The organism is Staphylococcus simulans, assembly GCF_002994445.1.
GTDB lineage: Bacteria > Bacillota > Bacilli > Staphylococcales > Staphylococcaceae > Staphylococcus > Staphylococcus simulans_B.
In genome coordinates, this window is sequence record NZ_MRZJ01000010.1 from 1 (window position 1) to 24,993 (window position 24,993).

The window sequence follows — 24,993 nt, forward strand, 5'->3', positions numbered from 1 at the left end:
GAACCATCAAGTACCGTGAAGTTAACACTAGCAGATGGAACTACAAAGGAAGTTGTGACAGATGCACAAGGAAACTGGACAGCTGAATTTGATACACCATTCGCATATCAAGCGCCAATTAAAGCAGTGTCAACGGATAAAGCTGGTAATGCATCACAAGAAACGACGCAAGTAGTTGAAGATACAATGGCGCCGCAAGCACCTGTAGTAAATGAAGTTAAAGCAACAGATTCAAGTGTGAGTGGTACATCTGAAGCTAATGCACTTGTAACAGTAGTGTTAGCGGATGGAAAACGTTTTGAGACGCGTGCAGATGCTGAAGGCAAATGGACAGTTGCCTTAACACAAGATATTACTTTAAAAGGTAATGAAGTGATTACTGTAACTGCTAAAGACAGTGCAGATAATCAATCGGCTGCATCTGAAAGTAAAGTCGTGCCTGTAGAAGTAAAAACTGAGGAGCCGGCAGGACAACCTAACACCCCCTCTGAAACAGAAGTACCTCAAGACGAAACAGACGAAGTTGCTTCTGAGACACCGGACACAACAGAGACAGCACAACCTGAAGAGAATACAGATAGTGAGAGCTCAGAAGAACAACCTGTTGAAACAGCGCCAGTTGATCAGAACGAGACACCAGAGAGTGACAATAGCGCATCCAACGATGAAGAGAGTACATGTGATCCAACGCCTGCGCCAGACAGCGAAACATCGGATAATACTGGTGAAAAAGCACCAGATACGCCGGTAGACAGTAATCAAGATTCAACGCCAGCAACAGAACCAGCGGGCACAAATACAGAAGTGAGTGTTGAGAATGAAGTATGCGAAGTACCTTCAGAGGAGTCTGAAGCGGGTGTTGAAGATGCATCAACAGAAGCGGATAATACGACAACTGAACAACCTGCAGTAGAAGAACCGGCTGCATCAGAGTCTCCAGTTGATGTTACTGAAGAAACTTCTGTTGCAACTGATAACAAAGTTCAAGAAGATATTGTTAATGAAAATGAAGTTGCAGAAAATGAAACAGTACAACCAGATTCAAATCATCAACAAGCACAAGAAGCAGAACAATCGAAAGTATCTGAAATGGTTGAAGCGGTTGAAACAAAATCAGCACCTTCAAGCAGCACTTCATCACCTGTAACAGATGAAAATAAGGGTTCTGATCAAACAGAAAGTCATTCATCTGTCGCAAAAAGTGAAACTGTATCAGAAACTCCAAAAGGTAGCGTTTCACATGTAACAAAAGAAAAAATCGACCAACAACAAACTGTTCAAGGTCAAAAGGTTCAGGACAAACAACAAACTAAGAACCAAGATAAAGTTATACCATCAACTGGACAACAAGAGCAATCTTCTTCATCAATCGGTTGGATAGCATCACTATTCGGTGCTGCACTAATCGGAAGATTTGCTAGAAAGAAAGCAAAAGAAGATAAATAAGACTGCGGTCAGTCTAAAATAAAAATGCCATGGCTTAGGAAATATATTCCCAGCCATGGCATTTCTTTATATATGAGGTTAGATTATCCAATATCTCCTAGAGTTGCGACCATAACAGCTTTGATAGTGTGCATACGGTTTTCAGCTTCTTGGAATACTACTGAGTGTTTGCCTTCGAAGACTTCATCAGTTACTTCCATTTCTTTTAAGCCGAATTTTTCGTAGATATCTTTACCGACTTTAGTGTCAGTGTTATGGAATGATGGTAAGCAGTGTTCAAAGATAACATGCGGGTTGCCAGTTTTTTCGATCATTGCTTGGTCCACTTGATATGGTTTTAATAATTTAATACGTTCTTCCCAAACTTCATCAGGTTCACCCATAGATACCCAAACGTCTGTGTAAAGAACGTCTGATCCTTTAACACCTTCGTCAACGTTGTCAGTTACTAAGATTTCGCCGCCGTTTTCTTTAGCGATATCTTTACAACGGTTTAATAATTCGTCAGTTGGGTTTAATTCTTTTGGACAAACTAAGTTGAATTTCATACCCATGATCGCTGCACCTTGCATTAATGCGTTCGCAACGTTGTTGCGTCCGTCACCAACGTAAGTGAAGTTGATTTCATGGTAAGGTTTTTTCAATACTTCTTTAGCTGTTAAGAAGTCAGCTAATACTTGAGTAGGGTGATCTTCGTCTGTAAGACCGTTCCATACTGGAACACCTGATTCTTTTGCAAGTACTTCAACAGTACGTTGAGAGAATCCGCGGTATTCGATGCCGTCATACATGCCGCCTAAAACGCGTGCTGTATCTGCTGCTGTTTCTTTTTTGCCCATTTGAGAACCAGTTGGTCCTAAGTAAGTAGTACTTGCACCTTGGTCTGCTGCTGCAACTTCAAATGCGCAACGCGTACGAGTTGAGTCTTTTTCAAAAATTAATGCAATGTTTTTACCTTTTAAAGTTTGTTGTTCAATTCCAGCGTATTTAGCTCTTTTTAAATCTTCAGATAGGTTCAATAAGAACTCCATCTCTTTGTTTGAAAAATCTAATAGTGTTAGGAAATGTCTGTTTCTTAAGTTTTGCATTATTACTACAACTCCTCTTTTAGTGATAATTTTCACCTTAATTATAAGCGTTTTCATTTTAAAAACCAATGTAAAACACAACGATTTTCAAAATTTCACAATTTCTTAACTGTTTTTAAATAAATATACTTTTGTAATATTTAGTTGTAAGTGTCACATTAGTTCCATACCCACATACGAAAATATAAGCAAGGTGCTATGGTTTTGTTTTATTATACACTACAACGAATAAAAATGCATAATTATTTATAAAAACCTTTTTAGCTTTTCGAAGAAAAGCAGCCTTTTAAGGAGAAAAAAAGAAAATGTTGAATTGTTATAAAGTGTAAATAGAATCTTATAATGATTGAAGAAATAGTATATTATAGATAGTAATAAACATCAGAGAAGAGGTGTACAAGATGTTAGAAATACTGGGAGTATTGTGTTTTATTATTTTCATCATTTACATAGTTATGTTTATCGTTTTATGGGCAAAGCGAAAGCCTAAAAAAACAGCAGGATTGATTGCGCTTGGTGCTTTTGTTTTAAGTATGATTATGATTGGTTTATCAGAACCAGAAACTGAACAAAAACAATCAGAACATCATACAGCTGAAGTCGCAAAAGATAATAAGCCAGATCAACAACAAGATAATGATGCTGCTAAGCAGGAAAAGAAAGAAAAACCTAAAGCAGCTGCACCTAAGAAAGAAGAAACTTCAGAATCTGATAAAGAAAAAGAAACATCAGACTCGCAACAAGAATCAAAAGCACAACCCAGTGCAAATGGATTAGTGAAAGAAGAGGCAACTTATTCACGTGCAGTCGATGGTGATACGGTAAGACTGATGTATCAAGGGAAAGAATCAGTATTCAGATTGTTATTGATTGATACACCGGAAACAAAGCATCCTAAAAAAGGTGTGGAGCCTTACGGCAAAGAAGCATCAGCCTATACCAAAAACATGCTTGAAAATGCTTCAAAGATTGAAGTTGAATTTGATAAGGGCGGCAAGACAGATAAATACGGAAGATATTTAGCCTATGTTTATGCGGATGGTGTAATGGTCAATGATGCATTAGTGAGACGAGGTTTAGCTAAAGTGGCCTATATTTATCCGCCAAGTATTACTTATCTGGATCAGTTAAAAGAAAGCCAGCGTCTAGCGCAGCAAGAACATTTGAATATTTGGAGTAATGGGGTTCCTGATAGCGAAGCTGCACAAAATAGTGTGCCGTCAGACTCCCAAGCTGCAGCAACTCCTTCGCAGGTTGAGTCGACTGAATCTCAAAGCGGAACTGCCTCAAAATATTATGCAAACTGCACTGCATTAAGGGTAGATTACCCAAACGGTGTTCCTAAAGGTCATCCTGCATATCAAGATAAGATGGATAGAGATAAAGATGGTATGGCATGTGAAGTCAATTAGCGGGTAAATGAAAATCGTAAGTCAACAAAATTCACGTGATAAAAATGATTGTAAAAAGTAAATGGCTATGCTATAATTCTTGATTGTGAGTAATGAAAATTATTCCTTGCTTACTCCAATTGAGGGTAAGCCGTATAGTCCACGAGGAGGTGCAAATAAAAAATGAGAACATATGAAATTATGTACGTTGTTCGTCCGAACATTGAAGACGAAGCGAGAAAAGCATTAGTTGAACGTTTCAACGGTATTTTAAATCAAGACGGTGCTGAAATCATTGAAGAAAAAGATTGGGGCAAACGTCGCCTTGCTTACGAAATCGAAGATTTCAAAGAAGGTTTCTACAACCTTGTACGTATCAACACTGAAAACAGTGAAGCTACAGATGAATTCCAACGTTTAGCAAAAATCAATGACGATATCATTCGTTACATTGTTATCCGCGAAGACGAAGATAAGTAAAAACAGAATGGGGGCGTTTAAATGCTTAACAGAGTTGTATTAGTAGGCCGTTTAACAAAGGATCCTGAATACAGAACGACACCCTCAGGCGTAAGTGTAGCGACTTTTACTTTAGCGGTTAATCGTACGTTTACGAATGCGCAAGGGGAACGCGAAGCAGACTTTATTAACTGTGTTGTTTTTAGAAAACAAGCAGAAAACGTAAGCAATTACTTGTTTAAAGGCAGTCTTGCAGGCGTTGATGGTCGCTTACAATCACGCAGTTATGAAAACCAAGAAGGACGCCGTATCTTTGTTACTGAAGTTGTATGTGACAGTGTTCAATTCCTTGAACCTAAATCACAAAACCAACGTCATGGCCAACAATCTGGCGGTAACAACCAATTCCAGAATTACGGTCAAAACTATGGTGGTCAACAACAAGGACAAAATACGTCATCTTATCAAAACAATAATTCATCAAATGCTGGACAATCAGATAATCCATTTGCAAATGCAAACGGACCTATTGATATCAGTGATGATGATTTACCATTCTAATACGTCAAATGAACGTAGAATCTGAAAATATCGATTAAAGGAGGCAGTTAACCATGGCAGGTGGACCAAGAAGAGGCGGACGTCGTCGTAAAAAAGTTTGTTACTTCACAGCAAACGGAATTACACACATCGACTATAAAGATACTGACTTATTAAAACGTTTTATCTCAGAACGCGGTAAAATTTTACCACGTCGTGTAACTGGCACTTCAGCTAAATATCAACGTATGTTGACTACAGCTATCAAACGTGCTCGTCATATGGCATTATTACCATATGTAAAAGACGAAAACTAAGATCAGTTTTAATGATAAACCCCGTAGGCATAGGCTTACGGGGCTTTTTTGTGTCTGAAATACTGAAAAAAGGGCAAAAAAGGGTAATTTCAAAAGATACAAAAAAATACGTCCGAATCATCGGACGTATATGCAGCCAATTTTAATGTTTTTAATTGAATTATTTTTTAGGAGCGAAAGTGTCTACTAAATTCACGATTAACTTGATAATACCACCAATAATATCTGCGATCATCATGATAAGTAACCTCCTTTGTTTTATCTTGGTTCTATTCTAAATTAGATTTACATTTAATTGGACTAAATTTCTTAAGTCGTCATTTTGTGTCCTTATCTGTAAAATATGAAAGAGAAAATAACAGTTACGTTCCCTAACTGTCAAAATAACTGTGCGCATTAAGATTGTATACGGTGTTTAAGGGATATGGACGCGGGTAAACTTTCAGTAAATTGCACTCTGATAGACTGAATCAAAGAAAATGTCATTGGACAAAGGAGTTAATAACTATGAGTGAAAAAAGCCAAAACTATTTTGATGAGTTAGACCAAAGCGGTACTGATGAAAAGCATTTTGATTTGCATAAAGCAGACGAATTATTAGGAACATATAAGAAAAATAAAGACACGTGGAACAAAGAAGAGCGTATTAAAGAATTAGAAAAAATCGAAGATGAAATCAAAACACAGAAAATGTTAGTGAAAGATAGAGTGAAACCTGGAAACCAAGCGGAAAAAGAACGATTATCCGACCTTTCAGAAAAAGTAACAGATCAAGTATTCGGTATCTTTGAACATACTAATAGTTTTGACGAAGCTAAAAATTTCTTAGAATCTTATTACCAGCGAGGTAAAGTCGATATTGCATATGGTCGTGCTTTTATCTTAGTATGTGAGGATTCATTGTTGGCACAAGCTAAAGAAGAATATGAAAACAATGAAGAGAACGAAAAATTAGTCGACTTTATTTCAGAAAAGAACGTGGAATTAAGTAAAGAAATTATGTCAGATGATTATGTACACTTACTAGAAGTAGAACGTGAATTTTTTAAAGAACTAATGGAAATTAATAAAATCGATTTAATTTAGCAGGAGATGACCAAGTTGAAATGCAGCTTGGTCCTTTTTCATGCAAAAAATAAAGGGGATATTCAATTGTGAACAAGCCATGCAATAGAAATGTTAAAATTAGATAACAAATAAAGATTAAGCAACTAAAATTATATAAAATCATGTTATCATTACGTTAAATCTATTTGTCTGTAATAGAGTAGAGCTGAATTTTGATTGAATAAAGCATAATGGCAAATAACATTTGAGGATAATAGGAGTGAACACACCATGAAGCTTTATTTAATACGGCATGGAGAATCAACAGCAAACTACGATAACAAACATGGCAAACGTTATTTTTGCGGACAATTAGATGTTACGCTGACTAAAAAGGGTGTTAAATCTGCGCAAGCTTTAAAAAAGTATTTTGAAAATATCACGATTGACCACATTTATATTTCTGATTTAATACGTACGGTCCAAACGTATGAAAATGGTTTTGACCACTCAATTCCTCATACTTTTTCTCCTTTATTGAGAGAACGTGCATTAGGCGAGTTTGAAGGCTATTCGCAAGAAATGCTTCAAAAGAATCCGAATTATCGACGTTATTTTGAAGATCCAAGATTCAGTGATTTCAGAAACAGCTTTACACAACATGCGCCAGGCGGAGAAAATTATACAGACGTTCTTGCGAGAATTGATGAATTCTTCAAAGAAGTAATCGATAACAAAGACGAAGTCGTTGTAATTGTTGCACATCTCATCTGGATTCGCTGTTGTTTATATTATTTAGGTGTCATTAATGAAGATGAATTGTTCAGCAAAAAAGTTAAAAATTGTGATCCTGTATTAGTGGATACAGATAATATATAAAAAAGCCGCATCTATAATTAGATGCGGCTTTAAGGTGTAAGTCGCTTTATGCGGCTTATTTTAATTTGTCGATAGATTGTGTTAATAATTCTTCGAATAAATCAATGAATTTCAAGTAGACATCTTTTTCTACATACTCATCGATGCGGTGTGCTTGGCTTGTTTGTCCAGGGCCAAACATAATGAACGGGAAGTCTTCTCCTTTGTCGACTACTAAGTCAGCTGCGTCAGTCACGCCTGGAGAAGCTTCTTTAGGAATATCATTGCCTAAATATTTTTTACCTAGTTCTTGTGCTAAGTCGATGACACTGTTTTCGCCGTTTGTGAAGACTGAAGGGCGAGACATATACGTATCCACATGCAAGTCGCTGTCTTTATAAGCCATTTTTACGTCTTTTGCGACTTGTTCAAACAAGTCTTGATAGCCTGCATTATCAGCTTCCGGAATAGTACGAATGTTAAACTCTGTCACAGCGTAATCAGGAATAGAGTTGACTTGCGAACCACTGTTGAAGATAGTCGCATTGACGATAGGGTCGCCAAGTTGTTCGTTCGTAGACTTAATTGCGGCTTGTGCTTCATTAATACGGTGAACATAGTCGACTAATGGGTTCAATGCATTATAGCCTAAATGCGGCATAGAACTATGCACAGATGAACCTTTTGAAGTGACACGAATGTCCATTGAACCTTTGTGTGCATAAATAATCTTATCTTGAGAAGGTTCTGCGATGATTAAAGCATCTACATCTTTCATATAACCTTCTTTTTGGAAAGCTTTCGCACCGTCGCCTTCGATTTCTTCACCTACAGTTGCGAGTAGACGGATAGTACCTTCTTTAGGCAAGCCTTGGTCGTGCAGCTCGATTAAGCTGATGACTAATGCGGCTAAGCCTGCTTTCATATCTGCCACACCACGGCCATGTAGATTGCCTTCATCATCTTCAGTAAGTTTAAACGGCGGTGTTTGCCAGTCTTCTGGATTACCTGGAGATACAACATCCATATGGCCTGAAACGCCGATTACTGGGCTGCCGTTGCCGATTTCCGCTACAAGATTTGCGCGTGTATCAGTTAATTTAATAATTTTTGAGTCGATATCATGTTTTTTCAATAAATCATGCAGATACTCTGCAACATCTAATTCATGATCATTTACGGATTCAATACCTACGATATCCGCTAAAATTTGGACACGTTCTTCTGATGTCAATTTGCCCATTCTAACAACCCCTTTATATTTTATTCTGTACATATTAATCGTAAAATACTAATTTTCAGTATTCAAACAATTCGCACTTTTGTGGATTAAAGTAAAAAAGAATAAAAAAGCGAAATTCAGGGAATAATAGTACCGTATATAGCAATCAATTGTAATGGAGGTAATGATTGAATGGATAATAGAATTGACTATGGAACAGTGGCTAAAGAGAAAATCGATATTTTGTTAGAAATGGAAAAGCAGCTGAAAAAAGCGGATATTGATCGCAAGTTGCGCGAAATGATTAAAGTACGTGCTTCTCAAATCAACGGCTGTGCTTACTGTTTAGGTATCCATACAAGCGATGCCCGCAAAGTAGGAGTCAGCGAGGAAGAGTTGTTCTTGCTTAGCGCATGGGAAGATACAAACCTTTATTCAGAAAAAACAAAACTTGCTTTAGAATTGACTGAAGCAATTACACAGATTGCGCAAGGCGGCGTACCAGATGAATTATATGAACGTGTACGTAAGGAATATTCAGAAGAAGCATACACAGATTTAGTCTTCACAATCAATCAAATCAATTTCTGGAATAGATTATCTATTTCTATGGGTAACCAGCATATTGTATAATACAGCATAAAGAAATGGAGTGCGACATCATTAATGATGCTGCACTCCATTTGTATATTATTTATCAATCGCTTTTGTTTCTAAATGATGTTTTTTCAAGTAAGCTTTAATTTTCTTTTGTTGCTTCAAGTTGACGTCGCCGGCATAGTTCGTCGGGACATCTACGACATTGACTGTTTTTTGCGGACTGTAGCTCAACTCTTCTAATTGCTGATCTGCACGTGCTGCTTTATAGTTTACAGCTTTAAAGTACTTATTGACGCGTTCAATGTCTTCTTTTTGATCTGCAGGGACTTTGTTGTCTTTTAAGAAGGCTTCGAAGTTCATTTGATTTTTGGTAGTAAGATTTGCTAAATCACGTAAATCTGTATCTAAATCATCAGAGACTTTTTGACGACCGTCATACTGCTGATCTAATTTATGTTGTAAGACATACTTGTTATCGATAATATCATTATTCGCATTTAAATAACGTTTCAGGCTCTCTTTTAACTCTTGTTCAGTTAAATCTTTACCTTTATCAGAGGATTTAAAGATTTCTATTTTATTAATCGGCGTTGCATTTTTTGGTGCGTACTTAACGTGATGCTCTTGTTTTTCATCTTTTTGACCGCAAGCAGTCAATGCAACTGCAAGTACGAGTGTGAAAGCGATGATGAGTAGCTGCTTTAATTTATTCACGATTCTTCTCCTTTAATTATCTGCATGATTATCTTTATTATAGCGAATCTGTTGACTTGCGTTAAGTATCTCGTTGCCAAGGTGATTTTAAGCGCGAAGTAAACGGCACATTCAGTTGGTATTTAATGATGAAATGCTGCGCGACTTGCAGCATTAAAGAACCGAAGATGATTGCACCGACTGTATCTGAGAAGTAATGGGCGTGTACATAAATACGAGAAATCATCATTAGCGCAACCATGGCAAAAGCAATGTAATGCCAAAAGCGTTTGCGGCAGAATGTTAAGAAGACTGCTGCAGCGACAAATATCGTAAGTGTGTGCAAGCTTGGAAAGCTAAACCCGGAAATATATTCTACGGGTCTTTCTCTGTGAATAAAGTACTTTAATGCAATACCCAGCAGCAGTGTAGCAGCAGCCCAAACAGTCGTCGTCAGCATCAGCTTCTTATTTTTGAAAAAGAGAAGGATGAGAATGACCGCCATAAAACCTACTAAATACCAAGGCTGAAATATGTCAGAGTAGGCAAATAAGAAACGATCCATAAAAGGTATGTGATGCAAGAGTCTGACGAAGCTGTATATGGGTTCGTCTATTAAGAGTATGAAGTCCGTCTTAACGAGCAGCATTAAAGCAATTAAGATGGTAAGTGTTAAACCGATATGTCTAGTGTATAGGACCCTCATAGTTAAAACCTAGCTTTCTTTTTTATTAATTATGATTATAGCTGACCGCCCAAGTATTGCCATCCTACTTTGGAATGAACGTTTGACCAGACAATAGATGGAACACGATAAACTGAAGGTATGTAAACAGAATTCGGCCATGCTTGATGATAGTTCTGGAATTTAAAATTCAAAAACAAGCTGAGGAAATTTAAAGATTGCTGAAAAAAAGAGGCATTTTAAAGCACGCCGTTGAAGTTTGGTGAGACAGCCGGCTTTCATTACGTATTTCCTTTGACAGTTCTTGATTTGATGGTGGAACGGAAGGCTTGGCAGATACAAAAGAGGAGGGTGTCTAAGCGGTTAGAGTGATTCGCCAAGCTGATGATTAAGCTATATAATAGTGTGCTTCATTAATTGTATCATGAATATGTATAAAAAAAGACAAGCAAAGGTAATATTGTCGCAGAAATTTACCTTCGCCTGTCTATTTGTATCCGTACTAATCAAAATGATAGGGAGAGATTAGTTTCGGATAATATAATCAAATGCGCTGAGTGCTGCGCTGGCACCTGCACCCATTGCGATGATGATTTGTTTGTAATGTTCATCAGTAACATCGCCTGCCGCGAACACACCCGGCATGCTTGTTGCGTGGTTGCGGTCGATCAAGATTTCACCTTGTTTATTTGTTTCGACTGCACCTTGCAACCATTCTGTGTTTGGTAATAAACCAATTTGAACGAATACACCTTCAACATCGATTTGATGTGTTTCGCCAGTTTTATTATCTTCATATTTGAGTCCTGTTACATGGCTGTCGCCAAGAATCTCTGAAGACTGTGCATTTTTCAAAATCTCAACGTTCGGCAATTCGCGTAAACGTTCTTGCAAGATTTCGTCTGCACGTAAAAAGTCTTTATATTCAACAAGTGTTACATGATTGACGATACCTGCTAAGTCAATCGCTGCTTCCGCACCAGAGTTGCCGCCGCCGACAACTGCTACATCTTTGCCTTTGAATAAAGGTCCGTCACAGTGAGGGCAGTACGCAACACCTTTGTTGCGCAATTCATCTTCACCTGGAATGTTAAGGTTGCGGAAACGTGCACCTGTAGAAATAACTACTGTTTTACTCGTTAATTTTGCATCGTTGTCTAATGTTACAACGATACCGTCATCTGTTTTTTCGATATTAGAAGCACGCATGCCGTCCATAACATCAATATCATACGCTTCGACATGTTGTTCTAAGGCAGCTGAAAATTCCGGACCTGTTGTTTCTTTAACAGTGATAAAGTTTTCGATACCTGCAGTTTCATTGACTTGACCACCAATACGGTCAGCTACAATACCTGTACGCAAACCTTTACGCGCAGCATAAATTGCTGCTGAACCACTTGCTGGGCCGCCGCCGATAACTAAAACATCGAAAGGCTCTTTATCATTGAATTCAGCTGGATCTGCTTTGCTTCCTAACATACCTAAGATGTCAGAAATGCTTAAGCGGCCATTGCCGAATTCTTCGCCGTTTAAGAATACAGCAGGTACTGCCATAATATCTTCAGATTCTTCTCTGAATATAGCACCATCAATCATTGTATGAGTGATATTCGGATTTAAAATACTCATTAAGTTTAACGCTTGTACCACATCTGGACATTTATGACAGCTCAAGCTGATAAATGTCTCGAAATGAAGTGGACGATCAAGCGCTTTGATTTGATCGATAACGCTTTGCTCTTCTTTCGGAGGGCGTCCGCTGACTTGTAATAAAGCCAGTACGAGTGAGTTGAATTCATGACCTAACGGCACACCGGCGAATACAACGCCTGTGTGCGCATCAGGGCGGTCCACACTAAAACTTGGTGTACGTTGAAGTGTGTCCTCTTTAACAGTGATATGCGATGACATATCAGCAATTTCATCTAGTAGTTCTTTCAACTCTTTAGATTTGTCGCTGTCATCATAACTCGCTGTTAAAACCACGTCGCCTTCCATTAACTCAAGAAGTTGGGATAATTGTGATTTTAACTCTTTATTCAGCATTTATGTGAATGCCTCCTTAAATTTTACCTACTAAGTCAAGACCAGGTTGTAAAGTTTCGCCGCCTTCTTCCCATTTAGCAGGGCAAACTTCGCCTGGATGTTTACGAACGTATTGAGCAGCTTTGATTTTGTGTACTAAAGTGCTTGCGTCACGGCCGATACCGTCAGCGTTAATTTCTGCAGCTTGTACTACGCCATCTGGGTCAACGATGAAAGTACCGCGTTGAGCTAAGCCTTTTTCTTCGTCTAATACGTCAAAGTTGCGAGTGATTGTTTGTGATGGGTCACCAATCATAGTGTATTGTAATTTGCTGATAGCATCTGAATGATCGTGCCAAGCTTTGTGTACGAAATGAGTATCAGTAGAAACTGAGTAAACATTTACGCCTAATTTTTGTAATTCATCATATTGGTTTTGAACGTCTTCTAATTCAGTTGGACAAACGAATGAGAAGTCAGCTGGATAGAATACGATTACGTTCCATGAACCTTGTAATGTTTCTTCTGAAACTTCGATGAATTCGTCTTTTTTAGGATCATAAGCATCTGCTGTGAATGGTAAAATTTCTTTGTTAATTAATGACATAAAATACATCCTCCTAGAAATTATAAAGTTTGTTTGATCAGAATACATAACCAGGATATCTAAATTATCCTAATTATTTATTTATAATAATTCTAATCTCCTTGATTACTATTATCACATTATCGTCAGAAATAGTCAATATAAGTGGTTTCTAACGTACAACGACTGTTAAAATGCCTTGAAAACAAGCATATTGGACATTCTAACGGCTTTTAAAACTCATGTAAAGCCAACAAGTTTACAGGAAATTAATAATTATTGCCCAATATCAATTAGAATCAAATTTTCTCAATGAAACCCATACATTATTAATTATTGTGAGAACCTACAATACACATATACCCCTTTTCAATTTTCCAAACGAGTAAATGGAAGTTGTCATGGATTATTCAAATGTGACTTCAATTGAACCAGGGTAGCTGTATTCAGCTTTATAAGTGCCGGCTTTTGCAGGTACAGGCGGTACAAACGTACCAGATGACACAATTTGGCCTTTGTAAAGCTGTTTGCCTTGTGTATTCAATTTATTGATTAACCATTTCAAGGCTTCAATAGGGTTGCCTAATACATCTGAAGAAATACCTGTCGCAATTTCTTCATTATCTTTTGATAATTTTAATGTGATATTTTCGAAATCATTGTATGAAACAGGCGCTTTCGCTTCGCCTAATGCGACTAAGCCTGAAGCTGTGTTATCAGAGATCAAATCACCTAAAGTAAAGTTAGGGAACCAATCTTTATAACGTGCGTCTGGGATTTCGATGCCCGGTGCAACTTTAACACTGTTTAAAATAGTTTCGTCAGAAGCATCTGGGCTGATATCTTCAGTTAATACAAATACCAATTCAGGTTCGATTAAAGGGGCAAACAATTTAGAAAGCTGTACAGTGTCTCCGGATTTTACAACTTTATTCGATAAAATCGTACCGTAAGCAGGTTCGTTTGTATTCGCATAAGCTTGCGTATCTTCGCTAGTCATACTTACTTTATAACCTGCGACTTCACTGTTGTCGGCTTGTTTGAGTGCTTCGATTAATTCATCTTGGATTTGATAAGCCACGGGTTCGCTGACTTCATATTCTTCTGAAATGAAGTTGACGGGTTCATGGTTTTTTTGTGCTTTGAATAATGTGTTAACAATCTCTTTTTTATGTTGTGTCATAGTTATCTCTCCCTTTAGTCAGAATATTTATAGTATTAGGATAACTTTATTCGGATTAAGTTTCAAAGCATTAACTTTTTAAGCCTCATGAAAAAAGGGTAAAATAGGAGTGTTAAAATCATTTGGAAAGATAGGGGCGTAAAATCTATGTCAGATGTAATTGAACAATTAATGAAAAAACACCATTCAGTCAGACGATTTAAACAAGAACCTTTAAGCGAAGCAACTGTGAAGCAGCTTGTACAAGCGGGACAAAGCGCTTCAACATCCAGTTATTTGCAAACATATTCGATTATCGGTGTGACTGATCCGGAAATCAAAAAAGCATTGCGAGAAATATCAGGTCAAGCCTATGTGGAAGAGAACGGCTACTTGTTTGTCTTTGTGATGGATTATCATCGCCATGATTTGATCAATGAACAAGTACAAGGCGATATGCAAAGTTCATTCGAGTCTGCAGAAGGCTTATTAGTAGGTACAATTGATGTTGCCTTGCTCGCACAAAATATGGCAGTTGCAGCTGAAAGTTTAGACTTAGGTATTGTGTATTTAGGTTCACTGCGCAATAACGTTGCACGTGTGAAAGCATTATTGAACTTGCCTAAATATACATTCCCATTATTCGGTATGGCAGTCGGTGTACCTGCAGATAATGAACAAGGTTCTCCTAAACCGCGTTTGCCATTTGAAGCAGTGTTCCATGAAAATCAATACAATCAAGATAAATCATCAAAAGTAGATGCATTAAAAGAATATGACCAAGTCGTTAGCGATTATTACTCAAAACGTACAGACGGCAAACGTACAGAAACTTGGTCTCAGCAAGTTGCGAATTTCTTAGAGATGAAACAACGTACAGATATGTTAGACGAGCTGCATGATTCTGGTTTTGTTCAAAAATAAGATTAACCATTAACAGCGAACATGTACCAACATATAAGTGCGTGAATCAATAAAAGCAGGCAGGACGATTAAACTTTGTCCTGCCTGCTTTATTGATGCTATAGTACTGCTTTTTTACTTTTAAGATTAATAATCTGTACTTAAATCACCATAATCATTTGATTTAAAGCGTTCTTTGTCAAGGTTGCCTGTGAGCTTAGCACTGCCGACACCTGCAAGCATTGAATCATTAACGTTTAATGCAGTACGGCCCATATCGATAAGCGGCTCTACTGAAATTAAGACACCTGCGAGCGCTACCGGCAAGTTCAATGTAGAAAGTACTAAGATGGCTGCGAATGTCGCACCGCCGCCGACACCAGCAACACCGAATGAACAAATCACGACAACTGCAATTACTGTAATGATGAATTGGAAGTTGATTTCCACATTTGCTACAGGTGCAACCATTACAGCAAGCATTGCAGGATAGATACCTGCGCATCCGTTTTGGCCGATAGATAGACCGAAGGAAGCGGATAAGTTAGCAATACCTTCAGGTACACCCAAACGTGATTTTTGTGTTTGCACGTTCAACGGCAATGCCCCTGCACTTGAACGTGCTGTGAATGCGAAGATCAGCACCTCAGCAACTTTTCGTACGTAACGCCAAGGATTCAGACCTAAACCGCCGACAATAATGAGGTGGATGATAAACATAGTAATCAGTGCCGCATATGAAGCGAGGACAAATTTTCCTAATGTCCATAAAGCACCGAAGTCGCTGGTTGCGATGGTGTTCGCCATAATAGCTAAAATACCATAAGGTGTTAAACGCAACACGAAAGTTACGACAGACATAATTACTGCGTAGACAGCTTCGATTCCGCGTTTCACAATATGACCATTATCTGGCTGTTTGCGTGCTACACGTAAATAAGCAAAACCAATAAATGTCGCAAAGATAACGACCGCAATTGTAGATGTAGTACGTTGACCTGTGAAATCCAAGAACGGATTAGACGGTAAGAGTTCTAAAATTTGCTGCGGCAAAGTACTTGCTGTCATATCTTTAGCTTTTTGTGCAATTTCAGTACCTCTTGAATGTTCAGCGTTGCCCAAGTCGATAGATGAAGCATCTAAACCGAAGACTAAAGCTGAAATTATACCGATTGTTGCCGCAACCGCGACAGTACCGATAAGGAATACGAAAATATAAAAACCGATTTTCGCGAATTTTTCACCAAGTTGAATTTTAGTGAATGCTGCGACAATCGAAATAAAGATCAGCGGCATTACAATCATTTGAAGCAAGGAAATGTAGCCGTTTCCTACAATGCCCAGCCAATCTGTAGTAGTTGTTGTAATTTTTGAATCAGCACCATAGACCAGGTGCATAATAGCGCCAAGTACAATACCGATGCCGAGTGCAGTAAATACACGTTTAGAGAAAGCAACGTGTTTCTTTGCCATCATGAAAAGTCCAGCAAGCAGCAAGACGAATATGACGATGTTAAGAACTGTGAAACCCAATTGAATCAAACTTCCTTTCCTTTAATTTATCTGTATCCGGAATGAATAAGATTGTACAAAGATTCAAATGGCTGTTATAAATACGAAGTTCTGGATAATAGATAGAATATTAGCAGACACGTATCAACCATAAATACACGGAACAATGTAAATTTTGTAAAGTCCCCCTAAATACATAGTAAATATATCTCATATATAAGGTAGGGTCAATGCCAGTTTTTCGCACAGCCTGTTATAGCAAGGGAATATAATAAAAAAACTCCAACCCGTATGGTCGGGTTGGAGCGTTGCATCTCTCGAAATTACATTCCAAATAGACGTGCGAAGAAACCTTTCTTCTCTTCTTTTTTATGCGGCGGTACTGAAGGTTCATGTTGATTATGCATAGCATCAATCGGTGTTTCCGGTTCAGATGTAGTTGTGCTAGGTGTGCTTTGCATTTCTGAATCAGATACTTTGTTTTCAGTCGCAGCTGATTTGTTGACTGATGCAGCAGAAGTACTGTCTGATTTAGTTTCAGCAGTTGTGCTTTCAGTTGATGTTTTATTGTCATCAGATGAAGCTGAAACGGCTGCACCTTTATAATCAGAAATCGGTGTTTCTGATGTTTGACCAGCAGTTTTCTCTTCTGATTTAGCTTCAGCAGTTGATGATACAGATGGCTTTTCTTCTTTCTTAGTTTCAACTGTTGTTGAAGCAGCAGTTTTTTCTGTTTTTGGCTGTTCAGCTTCTGCTTTTGGTGTTTCTGCTTTTACAGGCGCTTCTTGTTTTGGTTGTGCTAATACTTTATCTGTATGCGATTTTACAGCTGCTGTATTATCTTCAACAGCTTTCGCTTGATCTTTTTGTGCAGTTTCAATGGCTTTCAATGTTTTTTCGTGTTGATCAAGTTTATTTGTCATTTGCTGCTGCAGCGTTTGCAAGTCTTTTTGCTGTTGGTGTACTTGAGAAATCATTTGGCCGAGCATTTGGCGTTCTTCTCGCATTTTAGTGATGTCGTTATGTAAGTCGCTTAATAATTTTGCGAAATTCTGATCACTTGGTAATTGTTCTTTGTTTTCATCTTTAACAACGATTTGCAAGAAGTCATTCTCTTTTTCTAATTCTTCGAAAGCAAGTTCATAACTGTTTGTCTTTTTAACCTTGTCCGCAATTTCTCTGAATAGCTCGATGTCTTCTTCTTGGAAGTCAGTTGCTTCACGACCACGGTATTCGGTTTTATTTAAGTGGTAGCCGCGTTCTTCTAAGTGTTGAACAATTTTACGTACTTGTTTCTCACTTAATTCGACGCGTTGGGCGAATTCTTTTGTTAGCATCTGATCTATATCCTTTCACTTTATGATTTTTAAGTCGGACGTTTGTCTTACGTCACACAAACGTCAGTCTAACCTCTATGTTAGTTTAACCCGATTACCGTATGATTTCAAGCGTTCTTAGGATTTTCTGAGATCCATTTGTTCTAAGAGAGGATATACAGTTTTGCGTGAAAGATGGTTTGCGAAGACATATTTTAAAATGTAGCAAGATTTGACACTTGTCGCATAAATGTCTTTAGTCAATGGAATGCGTGTGTGCAAGAATAAGTTTAAGGCAATCGGCGGCTGGCCTTTTTCAAGTGCAGGGCGTACATAATCGATTTCTCTTTGTTGTTCGAAGCCGTGTTCGTTTAAGAAACGATGGCGCGAAACAAGCAAGTCTGCATCTTTTTCTTCTGAAGAATCTGGTACAGGTAAGGCTTCCATCATGAAGAAGTTCACATCGCGGTCATGTACACGGTTGGCAAGATTGTCCAATGCATCTTGTACTTTTTCTAATGTTTCAGCTAGATAACGTGCTCTATCAGGTGCATCGACAGCAACAAGGTAGATAATGAATGCTGCATTAGTAGTGGCTTCATAGTGTGCTGTGGCTAAACTGACAGGTTCACCCTGATCTAACCCTACTAAAAAGACATAATCGTTTTGAGTGCGCTTATTTTCAAGAGATTGCTTGAATATATGATGTTTTTGATTTACATTGCCAAATTGGTAGTTGTCATAAATTTTTAAAGCAGCTTCGTATAACGGGTCAGATGTTTGTTTTACTAATTTAAATTCCATAAGTCGTCCCCTCCCATGTTTCTTTTGATTATAGCATACCGCTGTACTTTGCTTGTAGAATAAAAAAACGGCAGCAACTGCTGCCGATTAAAGAATCAGATACACATATTAAATTTCATACTCTTTGTCGTGTTTATCTTTATGTTCTTCATATTCTTTTTTGAATTCTTTACGACTATACTTATGTTTCCCCGCAAGTACAACGATTTTACCATCAAGCAGTTCGCGTTTTAAAATTTGGCGTTCAGTTTCTGATAAATCATAATGCTGCAAGACAGCTTCCTCGCCATCTTCCCCTGTGAGGAGGCGGGCTACTCTGTCACTAAAAGTTCCGCTTGTAGATTGCACTTTCATATCTGTGCTATCTATGCTGTCGATGTGTAGTTTGTTTCTGCTGATTACTGAAATCTCGTCTTTTGTAAATCCTTCATCAAGTTTGTGTTTTAAAGTATCGAAAAGTTCATCTTTTGATGAAAGTACAACAATTTCTGGCATTTTAAAGCTCCCCCTCCGAAAATTCTGATTAATATAAAATAGAATACCCATTATCTCTTTATTGTAAACGTTTCCGTGTTCATTATACTATTTGTGATGCGGGTCATCAAATAAAATGCAAGAAAATTCAAACTATTAACAGAAAGATAACATTTTCTTTATTAAAATTATTGGATTTCTTAAGAATAAGATGAAATGAGTTTCGAATATTGAAAAGACGCTTGAAATCTGATATCATCATTAAATAATTTACCTAACTCATATAATCTAGAGAATTAGGCTTTAGAAGTTTCTACCATGTCGCCTTAACGACATGACTATGAGTCACTTATACAATACAACACAAATGGTGCTTTCGAAACAATACGGTTGAATGTGTGCAGACACCATAATTTACAGGTAAGGACTATTGGGAGATGGGACCTGTACTTTATCCCTGCATATAGCGAGCGATTGTATTTTGAAACGCAGAGAACACTCTCAGCTTCTCAAATTATCAATGAATATGGTTGCTTTAGCATTCGGCTTCAAGGGGTTGAGCTGATGCGGATTATTAGAAGTATGCAGTCATAGCTGTTTTTGGCCAAATAGGTTTTTTGGGCTTGCAGTTAAAGATGAACCTCCTGATAGCAAAGCAAACTTTATATTGATGATGTGTATTGCCTGTGCCACTCATAGATCCTGAAACTCGATTAGCAGTTTGGGATTTTTTTTATACACAAATTGAGGAGGTTTGCTAACGTGGAGGCGTTAAAACAAAAAGTTAAAGAAGATGGTGTGGTCATCGGAGAAAAGATTTTGAAAGTCGATGGGTTCTTGAATCATCAAATCGATGCAAAGTTAATGTATGACATTGGCGAAACATTTTACAAACAGTTCGAAGATCAAGGGATTACTAAGATTTTAACTGTTGAAGCATCAGGTATTGCTCCTGCAATCATGGCAGCATATCGTTTTGGTGTGCCTTGTCTCTTTGCCAAAAAGGCGAAACCGAGTACTTTGAAAGATGGTTTCTATCAAACAGATATTCATTCATTTACAAAGAACAAAACGAATCGTGTGATTGTTTCTAAAGAGTTTTTGGATGAAAATGATCGTGTACTGATTATCGATGACTTCTTAGCTAACGGAGATGCTTCCCTAGGCTTAGACCGTTTGGTTCAACAAGCAGGTGCACAAACAGTTGGTGTCGGTATTGTTGTAGAGAAGAGCTTCCAACAAGGCCGCAAGAAGTTAGAAGAAGCAGGTTTGACAGTTTCTTCTTTATGCCAAGTTGCATCGCTTGCAGGCAATCAAGTGACATTAGTGGGTGAAGCATAAACATGAAGAACTTCATTCTGAGTCTACAACATTTACTTGCAATGTATGCAGGTGCTATACTAGTTCCAATTATCGTCGGGACCAGCCTTAAATTTACGCCCGAACAGATTGCATATCTGGTAACAGTCGACATCTTCATGTGCGGTGTCGCAACGTTTTTAGAAGCGAACCGAGTAACAGGGACCGGGTTGCCGATCGTATTAGGCTGTACCTTTACGGCAGTTGCACCGATGATATTAATAGGGCAGACAAAAGGGTTAGGCGTTTTATATGGTTCCTTGTTTGTTTCAGGAATCTTAGTGGTCTTAATCGCACCAGTCTTCTCCTATGTTGTTAAGTTCTTTCCACCTGTTGTAACAGGAAGCGTCGTAACCATTATCGGTATTAATTTAATGCCGGTTGCGATGAACTATGTTGCAGGAGGCCAAGGTTCTAAAAACTATGGAGATATGAAGAATATCATCTTAGGGTTTTCAACTCTGGTCATCATTTTGATTTTACAACGCTTTACACACGGCTTCTTAAAGTCTATCGCAATTTTAATCGGGTTGATTGCAGGGACTTTATTAGCCAGCGCATTCGGTGTAGTAGATATTAAACAAGTCGGAACAGCACATTGGTTTGAATTTCCAAAGCCGTTTCGCTTCTCTGGATTCAGTTTTGATATCGGTGCTATTTTAGTCTTCTTTATTGTAGCCCTTGTCAGCTTGATTGAATCCACAGGTGTTTACACAGCACTGAGCAAGATAACCGGAAGACGATTGACGCGTACAGATTACCGCAAAGGTTACACTGCGGAAGGTCTTGCGATTGTCATCGGTTCTATCTTTAATGCTTTTCCATACACTGCTTATTCGCAAAATGTCGGTTTGGTTTCATTATCAGGCGTGAAAAAGAATAATGTCATCTATGGAATGGTTATACTTCTCTTGATTTGCGGTTGTATTCCGAAACTCGGCGCATTAGCCAACGTCATTCCTTTACCGGTGCTCGGCGGTGCAATGATCGCAATGTTCGGGATGGTAATGGCATACGGCGTAAGTATTTTAGGAAGTATTGATTTCAAAAATCAGAATAATCTTTTGATTATTGCTGTAGCTGTCGGATTAGGGACAGGCATCAGTGCTGTTCCGCAAGCATTTAAAGCAATGGGCGAACAATTCGCCTGGTTAACTCAAAATGGAATTGTACTGGGTGCAATTTCAGCAATTGTACTTAATTTCTTTTTTAACGGTATAAAGTATCAACAAAACGAAGAAAATGTGAAATAATGTAATTAAAACAAATAATGGAGGCTGTATTCAATGTGGGAAAATAAATTTGCTAAAGAATCTTTGACGTTCGATGATGTACTCTTAGTTCCAGCGGAGTCTGATGTATTACCTAAGGAAGTAGACTTAAGTGTTGAATTATCAGACAGAATCAAGTTAAATATTCCAGTTATTTCAGCAGGTATGGACACTGTAACTGAGTCAAAAATGGCAATTGCTATGGCAAGACAAGGCGGTCTTGGTGTGGTTCATAAAAATATGAACATCGAAGATCAAGCTGATGAAGTACAAAAAGTTAAACGTTCTGAAAACGGCGTTATCTCTAATCCGTTTTACTTAACTCCAGAAGAAAAAGTTTATGAAGCTGAAGCTTTAATGGGTAAATACCGTATCTCTGGTGTACCGATCGTAGACAATAAAGAAGACCGTAACCTCGTTGGTATTCTCACAAATCGTGACTTGCGTTTTATTGAAGATTTCTCAATTAAAATTTCTGATGTCATGACAAAAGAAGACTTAATTACAGCTCCAGTCGGCACTACTTTAGATGAAGCGGAAAAAATCTTGCAAAAACACAAAATCGAAAAACTACCATTAACAGAAAACGGTAAATTAGAAGGGCTTATTACAATCAAAGATATTGAAAAAGTTCATGAATATCCAAACGCAGCAAAAGATGCGCAAGGCCGTTTATTATGTGCAGCAGCTATCGGTATCTCTAAAGATACAGATATCCGTGCAGAAAAATTAGTTGAAGCAGGTGTAGATGCATTAGTTATCGACACTGCACACGGACACTCTAAAGGTGTTATCGACCAAGTAAAACACATTAAGAAAAACTATCCAGACGTAACTGTTATCGCTGGTAACGTTGCGACAGGAGAAGCTACAAAAGCATTATTCGAAGCAGGCGCTGATGTTGTAAAAGTAGGTATCGGACCAGGTTCTATCTGTACAACACGTATCGTTGCAGGTGTAGGTGTACCTCAAATCACTGCGGTATATGATTGTGCAACTGAAGCACGCAAACACGGTAAAGCTATCATTGCTGACGGCGGAATCAAATACTCAGGCGATGTTGTAAAAGCATTAGCAGCCGGCGGACATGCAGTAATGTTAGGAAGCTTGCTTGCAGGTACTGAAGAAAGCCCAGGAGAAACTGAAATCTTCCAAGGCAGACAATACAAAACATACCGCGGTATGGGTTCATTAGGTGCTATGGAAAGCGGATCAAATGACCGTTACTTCCAAGAAGATAAAACACCTAAAAAATATGTGCCGGAAGGTATTGAAGGCCGTATCGCTTACAAAGGTTTATTACAAGACAACATCTATCAATTGATGGGCGGCGTGAGAAGCGGTATGGGTTACACTGGTTCTCATAACTTAAAAGAATTACGTGAAGAAGCAATATTCACACGTATGGGTCCTGCAGGTTTAGCAGAAAGCCACCCGCACAATATCCAAATCACTAAAGAATCACCAAACTACTCAAGATAAAAGGAGAAACTGATTTATGGAAATGGCGAAAGAACAAGAGTTAATTCTTGTATTAGATTTTGGCAGCCAATACAACCAACTCATTACACGTCGTATTCGTGAAATGGGTGTGTACAGTGAGTTGCACGACCATGAAATTTCAATTGAAGAGATTAAAAAGATGAATCCTAAAGGTATCATCTTATCTGGCGGACCTAACTCAGTTTATGAAGAAGGTTCTTACACAATCGATCCTGAAATTTACAATTTAGGTGTACCCGTACTTGGTATTTGCTACGGTATGCAATTAACGACTAAATTATTAGGCGGTAAAGTTGAGCGTGCGAACGAAAGAGAATACGGTAAAGCAACGATTCATGCAAAATCAGATGAAATCTTCTTTGGTTTACCGGAAGAACAAACAGTATGGATGAGTCACTCAGATAAAGTGATCGAAATTCCAGAAGGTTTTGTTTCAATCGCAGACAGCCCAAGCACACCTTATGCAGCAATCGAAGATAAAGAACGTCGTATTTACGGCGTTCAATTCCACCCAGAAGTACGTCACACTGAATACGGCAACGACATCTTACGCAACTTTGTACGCCGCGTGTGCGATTGTACAGGTGAATGGACAATGGAAAACTTCATTGACGTTGAAATTGAAAAAATCCGTGAAAAAGTAGGCGATCGCAAAGTTTTATGTGCAATGAGCGGCGGTGTAGATTCATCAGTAGTCGCTGTCTTATTGCATAAAGCAATCGGCGACCAGCTTACATGTATCTTTGTTGACCATGGTTTGCTTCGTAAAGGCGAAGGCGATATGGTTATGGAACAATTCGGCGAAGGCTTCAACATGAACATTATTCGTGTGAATGCCAAAGACCGTTTCATGGATAAATTAAAAGGCGTTTCAGATCCTGAACAAAAACGTAAAATTATCGGTAATGAATTCGTTTATGTTTTCGACGATGAAGCTTCTAAATTAAAAGGTGTAGACTTCCTTGCACAAGGTACGCTATACACTGACGTTATTGAATCAGGTACAAAAACAGCACAAACAATCAAATCTCACCACAACGTAGGCGGATTGCCTGAAGACATGCAATTTGAATTAATTGAACCTATCAATACATTATTCAAAGATGAAGTACGTGCTTTAGGTATCGAATTAGGTATCCCTGAACACTTAGTTTGGAGACAACCATTCCCAGGTCCAGGACTTGGTATCCGTGTATTAGGTGAAATTACTGAAGAGAAACTAGAAATTGTCCGCGAATCAGACGCTATCTTAAGAGAAGTGATTCGTGAAGAAGGATTAGAACGTGAAATCTGGCAATACTTTACAGTACTTCCAGGTATGCGCTCAGTAGGTGTAATGGGAGACTACCGTACTTACGATTACACAATCGGTATTCGTGCCGTAACGTCTATCGACGGTATGACAAGCGACTTTGCGCGTATTGACTGGGAAGTCTTGCAAAAGATTTCAAGTCGTATCGTAAACGAAGTCGATCACGTCAACAGAGTTGTCTATGATGTGACTTCTAAGCCGCCAAGCACTATAGAGTGGGAGTAACCAGTCTATAAATATATAAAACGAAAACCCTTTAACCGCAATGGTTAGAGGGTTTTTTGGACACTTAACTGTGACAATGAACGCTGACCCTCAAAAGTGAAGTATATGTTAAGCTTTAAGTGACAAATATGAGGTGGATGATAAACATCGAGCCCGATAACTATTCGCAGTAGTTATCGGGCTCTTTTTAGG

Annotated in this window: 24 protein-coding genes and 1 riboswitch; of the genes, 13 read left to right on the plus strand and 11 right to left on the minus strand. The window is 38.2% G+C overall.

Annotated elements, in window-relative coordinates; all coding sequences use genetic code 11:
- Nucleotides 1–1,446: Ig-like domain-containing protein (locus tag C7N65_RS10605; protein ID WP_158698124.1), on the plus strand; the 1,446-nt coding region annotated here is incomplete at its 5' end.
- A gap of 83 nt (nt 1,447–1,529) precedes the next feature.
- Here the strand turns inward: C7N65_RS10605 and argF are convergent.
- A complete protein-coding gene (argF, locus tag C7N65_RS10610; RefSeq protein ID WP_105994448.1) occupies nt 1,530–2,534 on the minus strand; it encodes an ornithine carbamoyltransferase in 1,005 nt (334 codons plus the stop codon).
- 401 nt (nt 2,535–2,935) lie between these two features.
- On the opposite strand from argF, the gene C7N65_RS10615 reads away from it, so the two are divergent.
- From C7N65_RS10615 to C7N65_RS10640, 6 genes are all read left to right on the plus strand, one after another.
- Nucleotides 2,936–3,946 (plus strand): thermonuclease family protein, encoded by a 1,011-nt coding sequence (locus tag C7N65_RS10615; protein ID WP_105994449.1) that lies wholly within the window; start codon nt 2,936–2,938, stop codon nt 3,944–3,946.
- A 162-nt stretch (nt 3,947–4,108) separates the two neighbouring features.
- Nucleotides 4,109–4,405 (plus strand): 30S ribosomal protein S6, encoded by a 297-nt coding sequence (gene rpsF / locus C7N65_RS10620; protein WP_105994450.1) that lies wholly within the window; start codon nt 4,109–4,111, stop codon nt 4,403–4,405.
- A 21-nt stretch (nt 4,406–4,426) separates the two neighbouring features.
- The gene (gene ssb, locus C7N65_RS10625; RefSeq protein ID WP_105994451.1) at nt 4,427–4,945 is read left to right on the plus strand and encodes a single-stranded DNA-binding protein; all 519 of its coding nucleotides are present in this window, start codon (nt 4,427–4,429) and stop codon (nt 4,943–4,945) included.
- A gap of 53 nt (nt 4,946–4,998) precedes the next feature.
- A complete protein-coding gene (gene rpsR / locus C7N65_RS10630) occupies nt 4,999–5,241 on the plus strand; it encodes a 30S ribosomal protein S18 (RefSeq protein ID WP_002480324.1) in 243 nt (80 codons plus the stop codon).
- 507 nt (nt 5,242–5,748) lie between these two features.
- Nucleotides 5,749–6,327 (plus strand): hypothetical protein, encoded by a 579-nt coding sequence (locus tag C7N65_RS10635; RefSeq protein ID WP_105994452.1) that lies wholly within the window; start codon nt 5,749–5,751, stop codon nt 6,325–6,327.
- Between the two features lie 252 nt (nt 6,328–6,579).
- Entirely contained in the window at nt 6,580–7,167 is a 588-nt protein-coding gene (locus tag C7N65_RS10640; RefSeq protein WP_105994453.1) for a histidine phosphatase family protein, read from the plus strand.
- A gap of 55 nt (nt 7,168–7,222) precedes the next feature.
- On the opposite strand, the gene C7N65_RS10645 is transcribed toward C7N65_RS10640, so the two are convergent.
- The gene (locus C7N65_RS10645) at nt 7,223–8,389 is read right to left on the minus strand and encodes an ArgE/DapE family deacylase (protein WP_105994454.1); all 1,167 of its coding nucleotides are present in this window, start codon (nt 8,387–8,389) and stop codon (nt 7,223–7,225) included.
- Nucleotides 8,390–8,560: 171 nt separating this feature from the next.
- Between C7N65_RS10645 and C7N65_RS10650 the strand changes: the two genes are divergently transcribed.
- Entirely contained in the window at nt 8,561–9,001 is a 441-nt protein-coding gene (locus C7N65_RS10650; RefSeq protein ID WP_105994455.1) for a carboxymuconolactone decarboxylase family protein, read from the plus strand.
- Between the two features lie 57 nt (nt 9,002–9,058).
- Here the strand turns inward: C7N65_RS10650 and C7N65_RS10655 are convergent, their stop codons facing one another.
- The 5 genes from C7N65_RS10655 to C7N65_RS10675 all read right to left on the minus strand — a co-directional run bounded on the left by C7N65_RS10655 (nt 9,059) and on the right by C7N65_RS10675 (nt 14,143).
- Complete coding sequence (locus tag C7N65_RS10655; RefSeq protein WP_105994456.1) at nt 9,059–9,682, minus strand: NDxxF motif lipoprotein; 624 nt, start codon at nt 9,680–9,682, stop codon at nt 9,059–9,061.
- 61 nt (nt 9,683–9,743) lie between these two features.
- The gene (locus tag C7N65_RS10660; RefSeq protein ID WP_105994457.1) at nt 9,744–10,367 is read right to left on the minus strand and encodes a phosphatase PAP2 family protein; all 624 of its coding nucleotides are present in this window, start codon (nt 10,365–10,367) and stop codon (nt 9,744–9,746) included.
- A gap of 504 nt (nt 10,368–10,871) precedes the next feature.
- On the minus strand, nt 10,872–12,395 hold the full coding sequence (gene ahpF / locus C7N65_RS10665) for an alkyl hydroperoxide reductase subunit F (RefSeq protein ID WP_105994458.1): 1,524 nt from the start codon (nt 12,393–12,395) through the stop codon (nt 10,872–10,874).
- A 16-nt stretch (nt 12,396–12,411) separates the two neighbouring features.
- Nucleotides 12,412–12,981, minus strand: coding sequence for an alkyl hydroperoxide reductase subunit C (ahpC, locus tag C7N65_RS10670; RefSeq protein WP_105994459.1), 570 nt, complete (start codon nt 12,979–12,981; stop codon nt 12,412–12,414).
- A 385-nt stretch (nt 12,982–13,366) separates the two neighbouring features.
- Nucleotides 13,367–14,143, minus strand: a complete 777-nt coding sequence (locus tag C7N65_RS10675) for a 2-keto-4-pentenoate hydratase (RefSeq protein WP_105994460.1) — start codon at nt 14,141–14,143, stop codon at nt 13,367–13,369.
- Nucleotides 14,144–14,290: 147 nt separating this feature from the next.
- Between C7N65_RS10675 and nfsA the strand changes: the two genes are divergently transcribed.
- Nucleotides 14,291–15,046, plus strand: coding sequence for an oxygen-insensitive NADPH nitroreductase (gene nfsA, locus C7N65_RS10680; protein WP_105994461.1), 756 nt, complete (start codon nt 14,291–14,293; stop codon nt 15,044–15,046).
- A gap of 126 nt (nt 15,047–15,172) precedes the next feature.
- Here nfsA and C7N65_RS10685 read toward each other — a convergent pair whose 3' ends face one another.
- The 4 genes from C7N65_RS10685 to C7N65_RS10700 form a co-directional block, all read right to left on the minus strand.
- Nucleotides 15,173–16,501, minus strand: a complete 1,329-nt coding sequence (locus tag C7N65_RS10685) for an L-cystine transporter (RefSeq protein WP_232167683.1) — start codon at nt 16,499–16,501, stop codon at nt 15,173–15,175.
- Nucleotides 16,502–16,860: 359 nt separating this feature from the next.
- Nucleotides 16,861–17,874, minus strand: a complete 1,014-nt coding sequence (locus C7N65_RS10690; protein WP_105994462.1) for a hypothetical protein — start codon at nt 17,872–17,874, stop codon at nt 16,861–16,863.
- 117 nt (nt 17,875–17,991) lie between these two features.
- Nucleotides 17,992–18,657, minus strand: a complete 666-nt coding sequence (locus tag C7N65_RS10695; RefSeq protein ID WP_105994463.1) for a hypothetical protein — start codon at nt 18,655–18,657, stop codon at nt 17,992–17,994.
- A gap of 108 nt (nt 18,658–18,765) precedes the next feature.
- Nucleotides 18,766–19,152, minus strand: coding sequence for a general stress protein (locus C7N65_RS10700; protein WP_105994464.1), 387 nt, complete (start codon nt 19,150–19,152; stop codon nt 18,766–18,768).
- Nucleotides 19,153–19,390: 238 nt separating this feature from the next.
- Nucleotides 19,391–19,492, plus strand: a riboswitch (purine riboswitch).
- A gap of 401 nt (nt 19,493–19,893) precedes the next feature.
- Here C7N65_RS10700 and xpt point away from each other — a divergent pair.
- From xpt to guaA, 4 genes are read left to right on the plus strand one after another with little or no spacing between them, the layout of a single operon-like run.
- Nucleotides 19,894–20,472 carry a xanthine phosphoribosyltransferase gene (gene xpt, locus C7N65_RS10705; RefSeq protein WP_105994465.1) on the plus strand — a complete coding sequence of 193 codons (579 nt, stop codon included), beginning with the start codon at nt 19,894–19,896 and terminating at the stop codon, nt 20,470–20,472.
- Between the two features lie 2 nt (nt 20,473–20,474).
- Nucleotides 20,475–21,743: a xanthine permease PbuX gene (gene pbuX / locus C7N65_RS10710; protein ID WP_105994466.1), complete on the plus strand. Its 1,269-nt coding sequence runs from the start codon at nt 20,475–20,477 to the stop codon at nt 21,741–21,743.
- A gap of 33 nt (nt 21,744–21,776) precedes the next feature.
- Nucleotides 21,777–23,243: an IMP dehydrogenase gene (guaB, locus tag C7N65_RS10715; RefSeq protein WP_105994467.1), complete on the plus strand. Its 1,467-nt coding sequence runs from the start codon at nt 21,777–21,779 to the stop codon at nt 23,241–23,243.
- Between the two features lie 16 nt (nt 23,244–23,259).
- The gene (guaA, locus tag C7N65_RS10720) at nt 23,260–24,801 is read left to right on the plus strand and encodes a glutamine-hydrolyzing GMP synthase (RefSeq protein ID WP_105994468.1); all 1,542 of its coding nucleotides are present in this window, start codon (nt 23,260–23,262) and stop codon (nt 24,799–24,801) included.
- The last annotated feature ends 192 nt before the right edge of the window (nt 24,802–24,993 follow it).

What these genes read in the sequence shown, in the direction of transcription:
- argF (WP_105994448.1), bottom strand. Translation starts at nt 2,534, where the DNA reads ATGCAAAACTTAAGAAACAGACATTTCCTAACACTATTAGATTTTTCA.
- C7N65_RS10615 (WP_105994449.1), top strand. Translation starts at nt 2,936, where the DNA reads ATGTTAGAAATACTGGGAGTATTGTGTTTTATTATTTTCATCATTTAC.
- rpsF (WP_105994450.1), top strand. Translation starts at nt 4,109, where the DNA reads ATGAGAACATATGAAATTATGTACGTTGTTCGTCCGAACATTGAAGAC.
- ssb (WP_105994451.1), top strand. Translation starts at nt 4,427, where the DNA reads ATGCTTAACAGAGTTGTATTAGTAGGCCGTTTAACAAAGGATCCTGAA.
- rpsR (WP_002480324.1), top strand. Translation starts at nt 4,999, where the DNA reads ATGGCAGGTGGACCAAGAAGAGGCGGACGTCGTCGTAAAAAAGTTTGT.
- C7N65_RS10635 (WP_105994452.1), top strand. Translation starts at nt 5,749, where the DNA reads ATGAGTGAAAAAAGCCAAAACTATTTTGATGAGTTAGACCAAAGCGGT.
- C7N65_RS10640 (WP_105994453.1), top strand. Translation starts at nt 6,580, where the DNA reads ATGAAGCTTTATTTAATACGGCATGGAGAATCAACAGCAAACTACGAT.
- C7N65_RS10645 (WP_105994454.1), bottom strand. Translation starts at nt 8,389, where the DNA reads ATGGGCAAATTGACATCAGAAGAACGTGTCCAAATTTTAGCGGATATC.
- C7N65_RS10650 (WP_105994455.1), top strand. Translation starts at nt 8,561, where the DNA reads ATGGATAATAGAATTGACTATGGAACAGTGGCTAAAGAGAAAATCGAT.
- C7N65_RS10660 (WP_105994457.1), bottom strand. Translation starts at nt 10,367, where the DNA reads ATGAGGGTCCTATACACTAGACATATCGGTTTAACACTTACCATCTTA.
- ahpF (WP_105994458.1), bottom strand. Translation starts at nt 12,395, where the DNA reads ATGCTGAATAAAGAGTTAAAATCACAATTATCCCAACTTCTTGAGTTA.
- ahpC (WP_105994459.1), bottom strand. Translation starts at nt 12,981, where the DNA reads ATGTCATTAATTAACAAAGAAATTTTACCATTCACAGCAGATGCTTAT.
- C7N65_RS10675 (WP_105994460.1), bottom strand. Translation starts at nt 14,143, where the DNA reads ATGACACAACATAAAAAAGAGATTGTTAACACATTATTCAAAGCACAA.
- nfsA (WP_105994461.1), top strand. Translation starts at nt 14,291, where the DNA reads ATGTCAGATGTAATTGAACAATTAATGAAAAAACACCATTCAGTCAGA.
- C7N65_RS10685 (WP_232167683.1), bottom strand. Translation starts at nt 16,501, where the DNA reads ATGATGGCAAAGAAACACGTTGCTTTCTCTAAACGTGTATTTACTGCA.
- C7N65_RS10690 (WP_105994462.1), bottom strand. Translation starts at nt 17,874, where the DNA reads ATGCTAACAAAAGAATTCGCCCAACGCGTCGAATTAAGTGAGAAACAA.
- C7N65_RS10695 (WP_105994463.1), bottom strand. Translation starts at nt 18,657, where the DNA reads ATGGAATTTAAATTAGTAAAACAAACATCTGACCCGTTATACGAAGCT.
- C7N65_RS10700 (WP_105994464.1), bottom strand. Translation starts at nt 19,152, where the DNA reads ATGCCAGAAATTGTTGTACTTTCATCAAAAGATGAACTTTTCGATACT.
- pbuX (WP_105994466.1), top strand. Translation starts at nt 20,475, where the DNA reads ATGAAGAACTTCATTCTGAGTCTACAACATTTACTTGCAATGTATGCA.
- guaB (WP_105994467.1), top strand. Translation starts at nt 21,777, where the DNA reads ATGTGGGAAAATAAATTTGCTAAAGAATCTTTGACGTTCGATGATGTA.
- guaA (WP_105994468.1), top strand. Translation starts at nt 23,260, where the DNA reads ATGGAAATGGCGAAAGAACAAGAGTTAATTCTTGTATTAGATTTTGGC.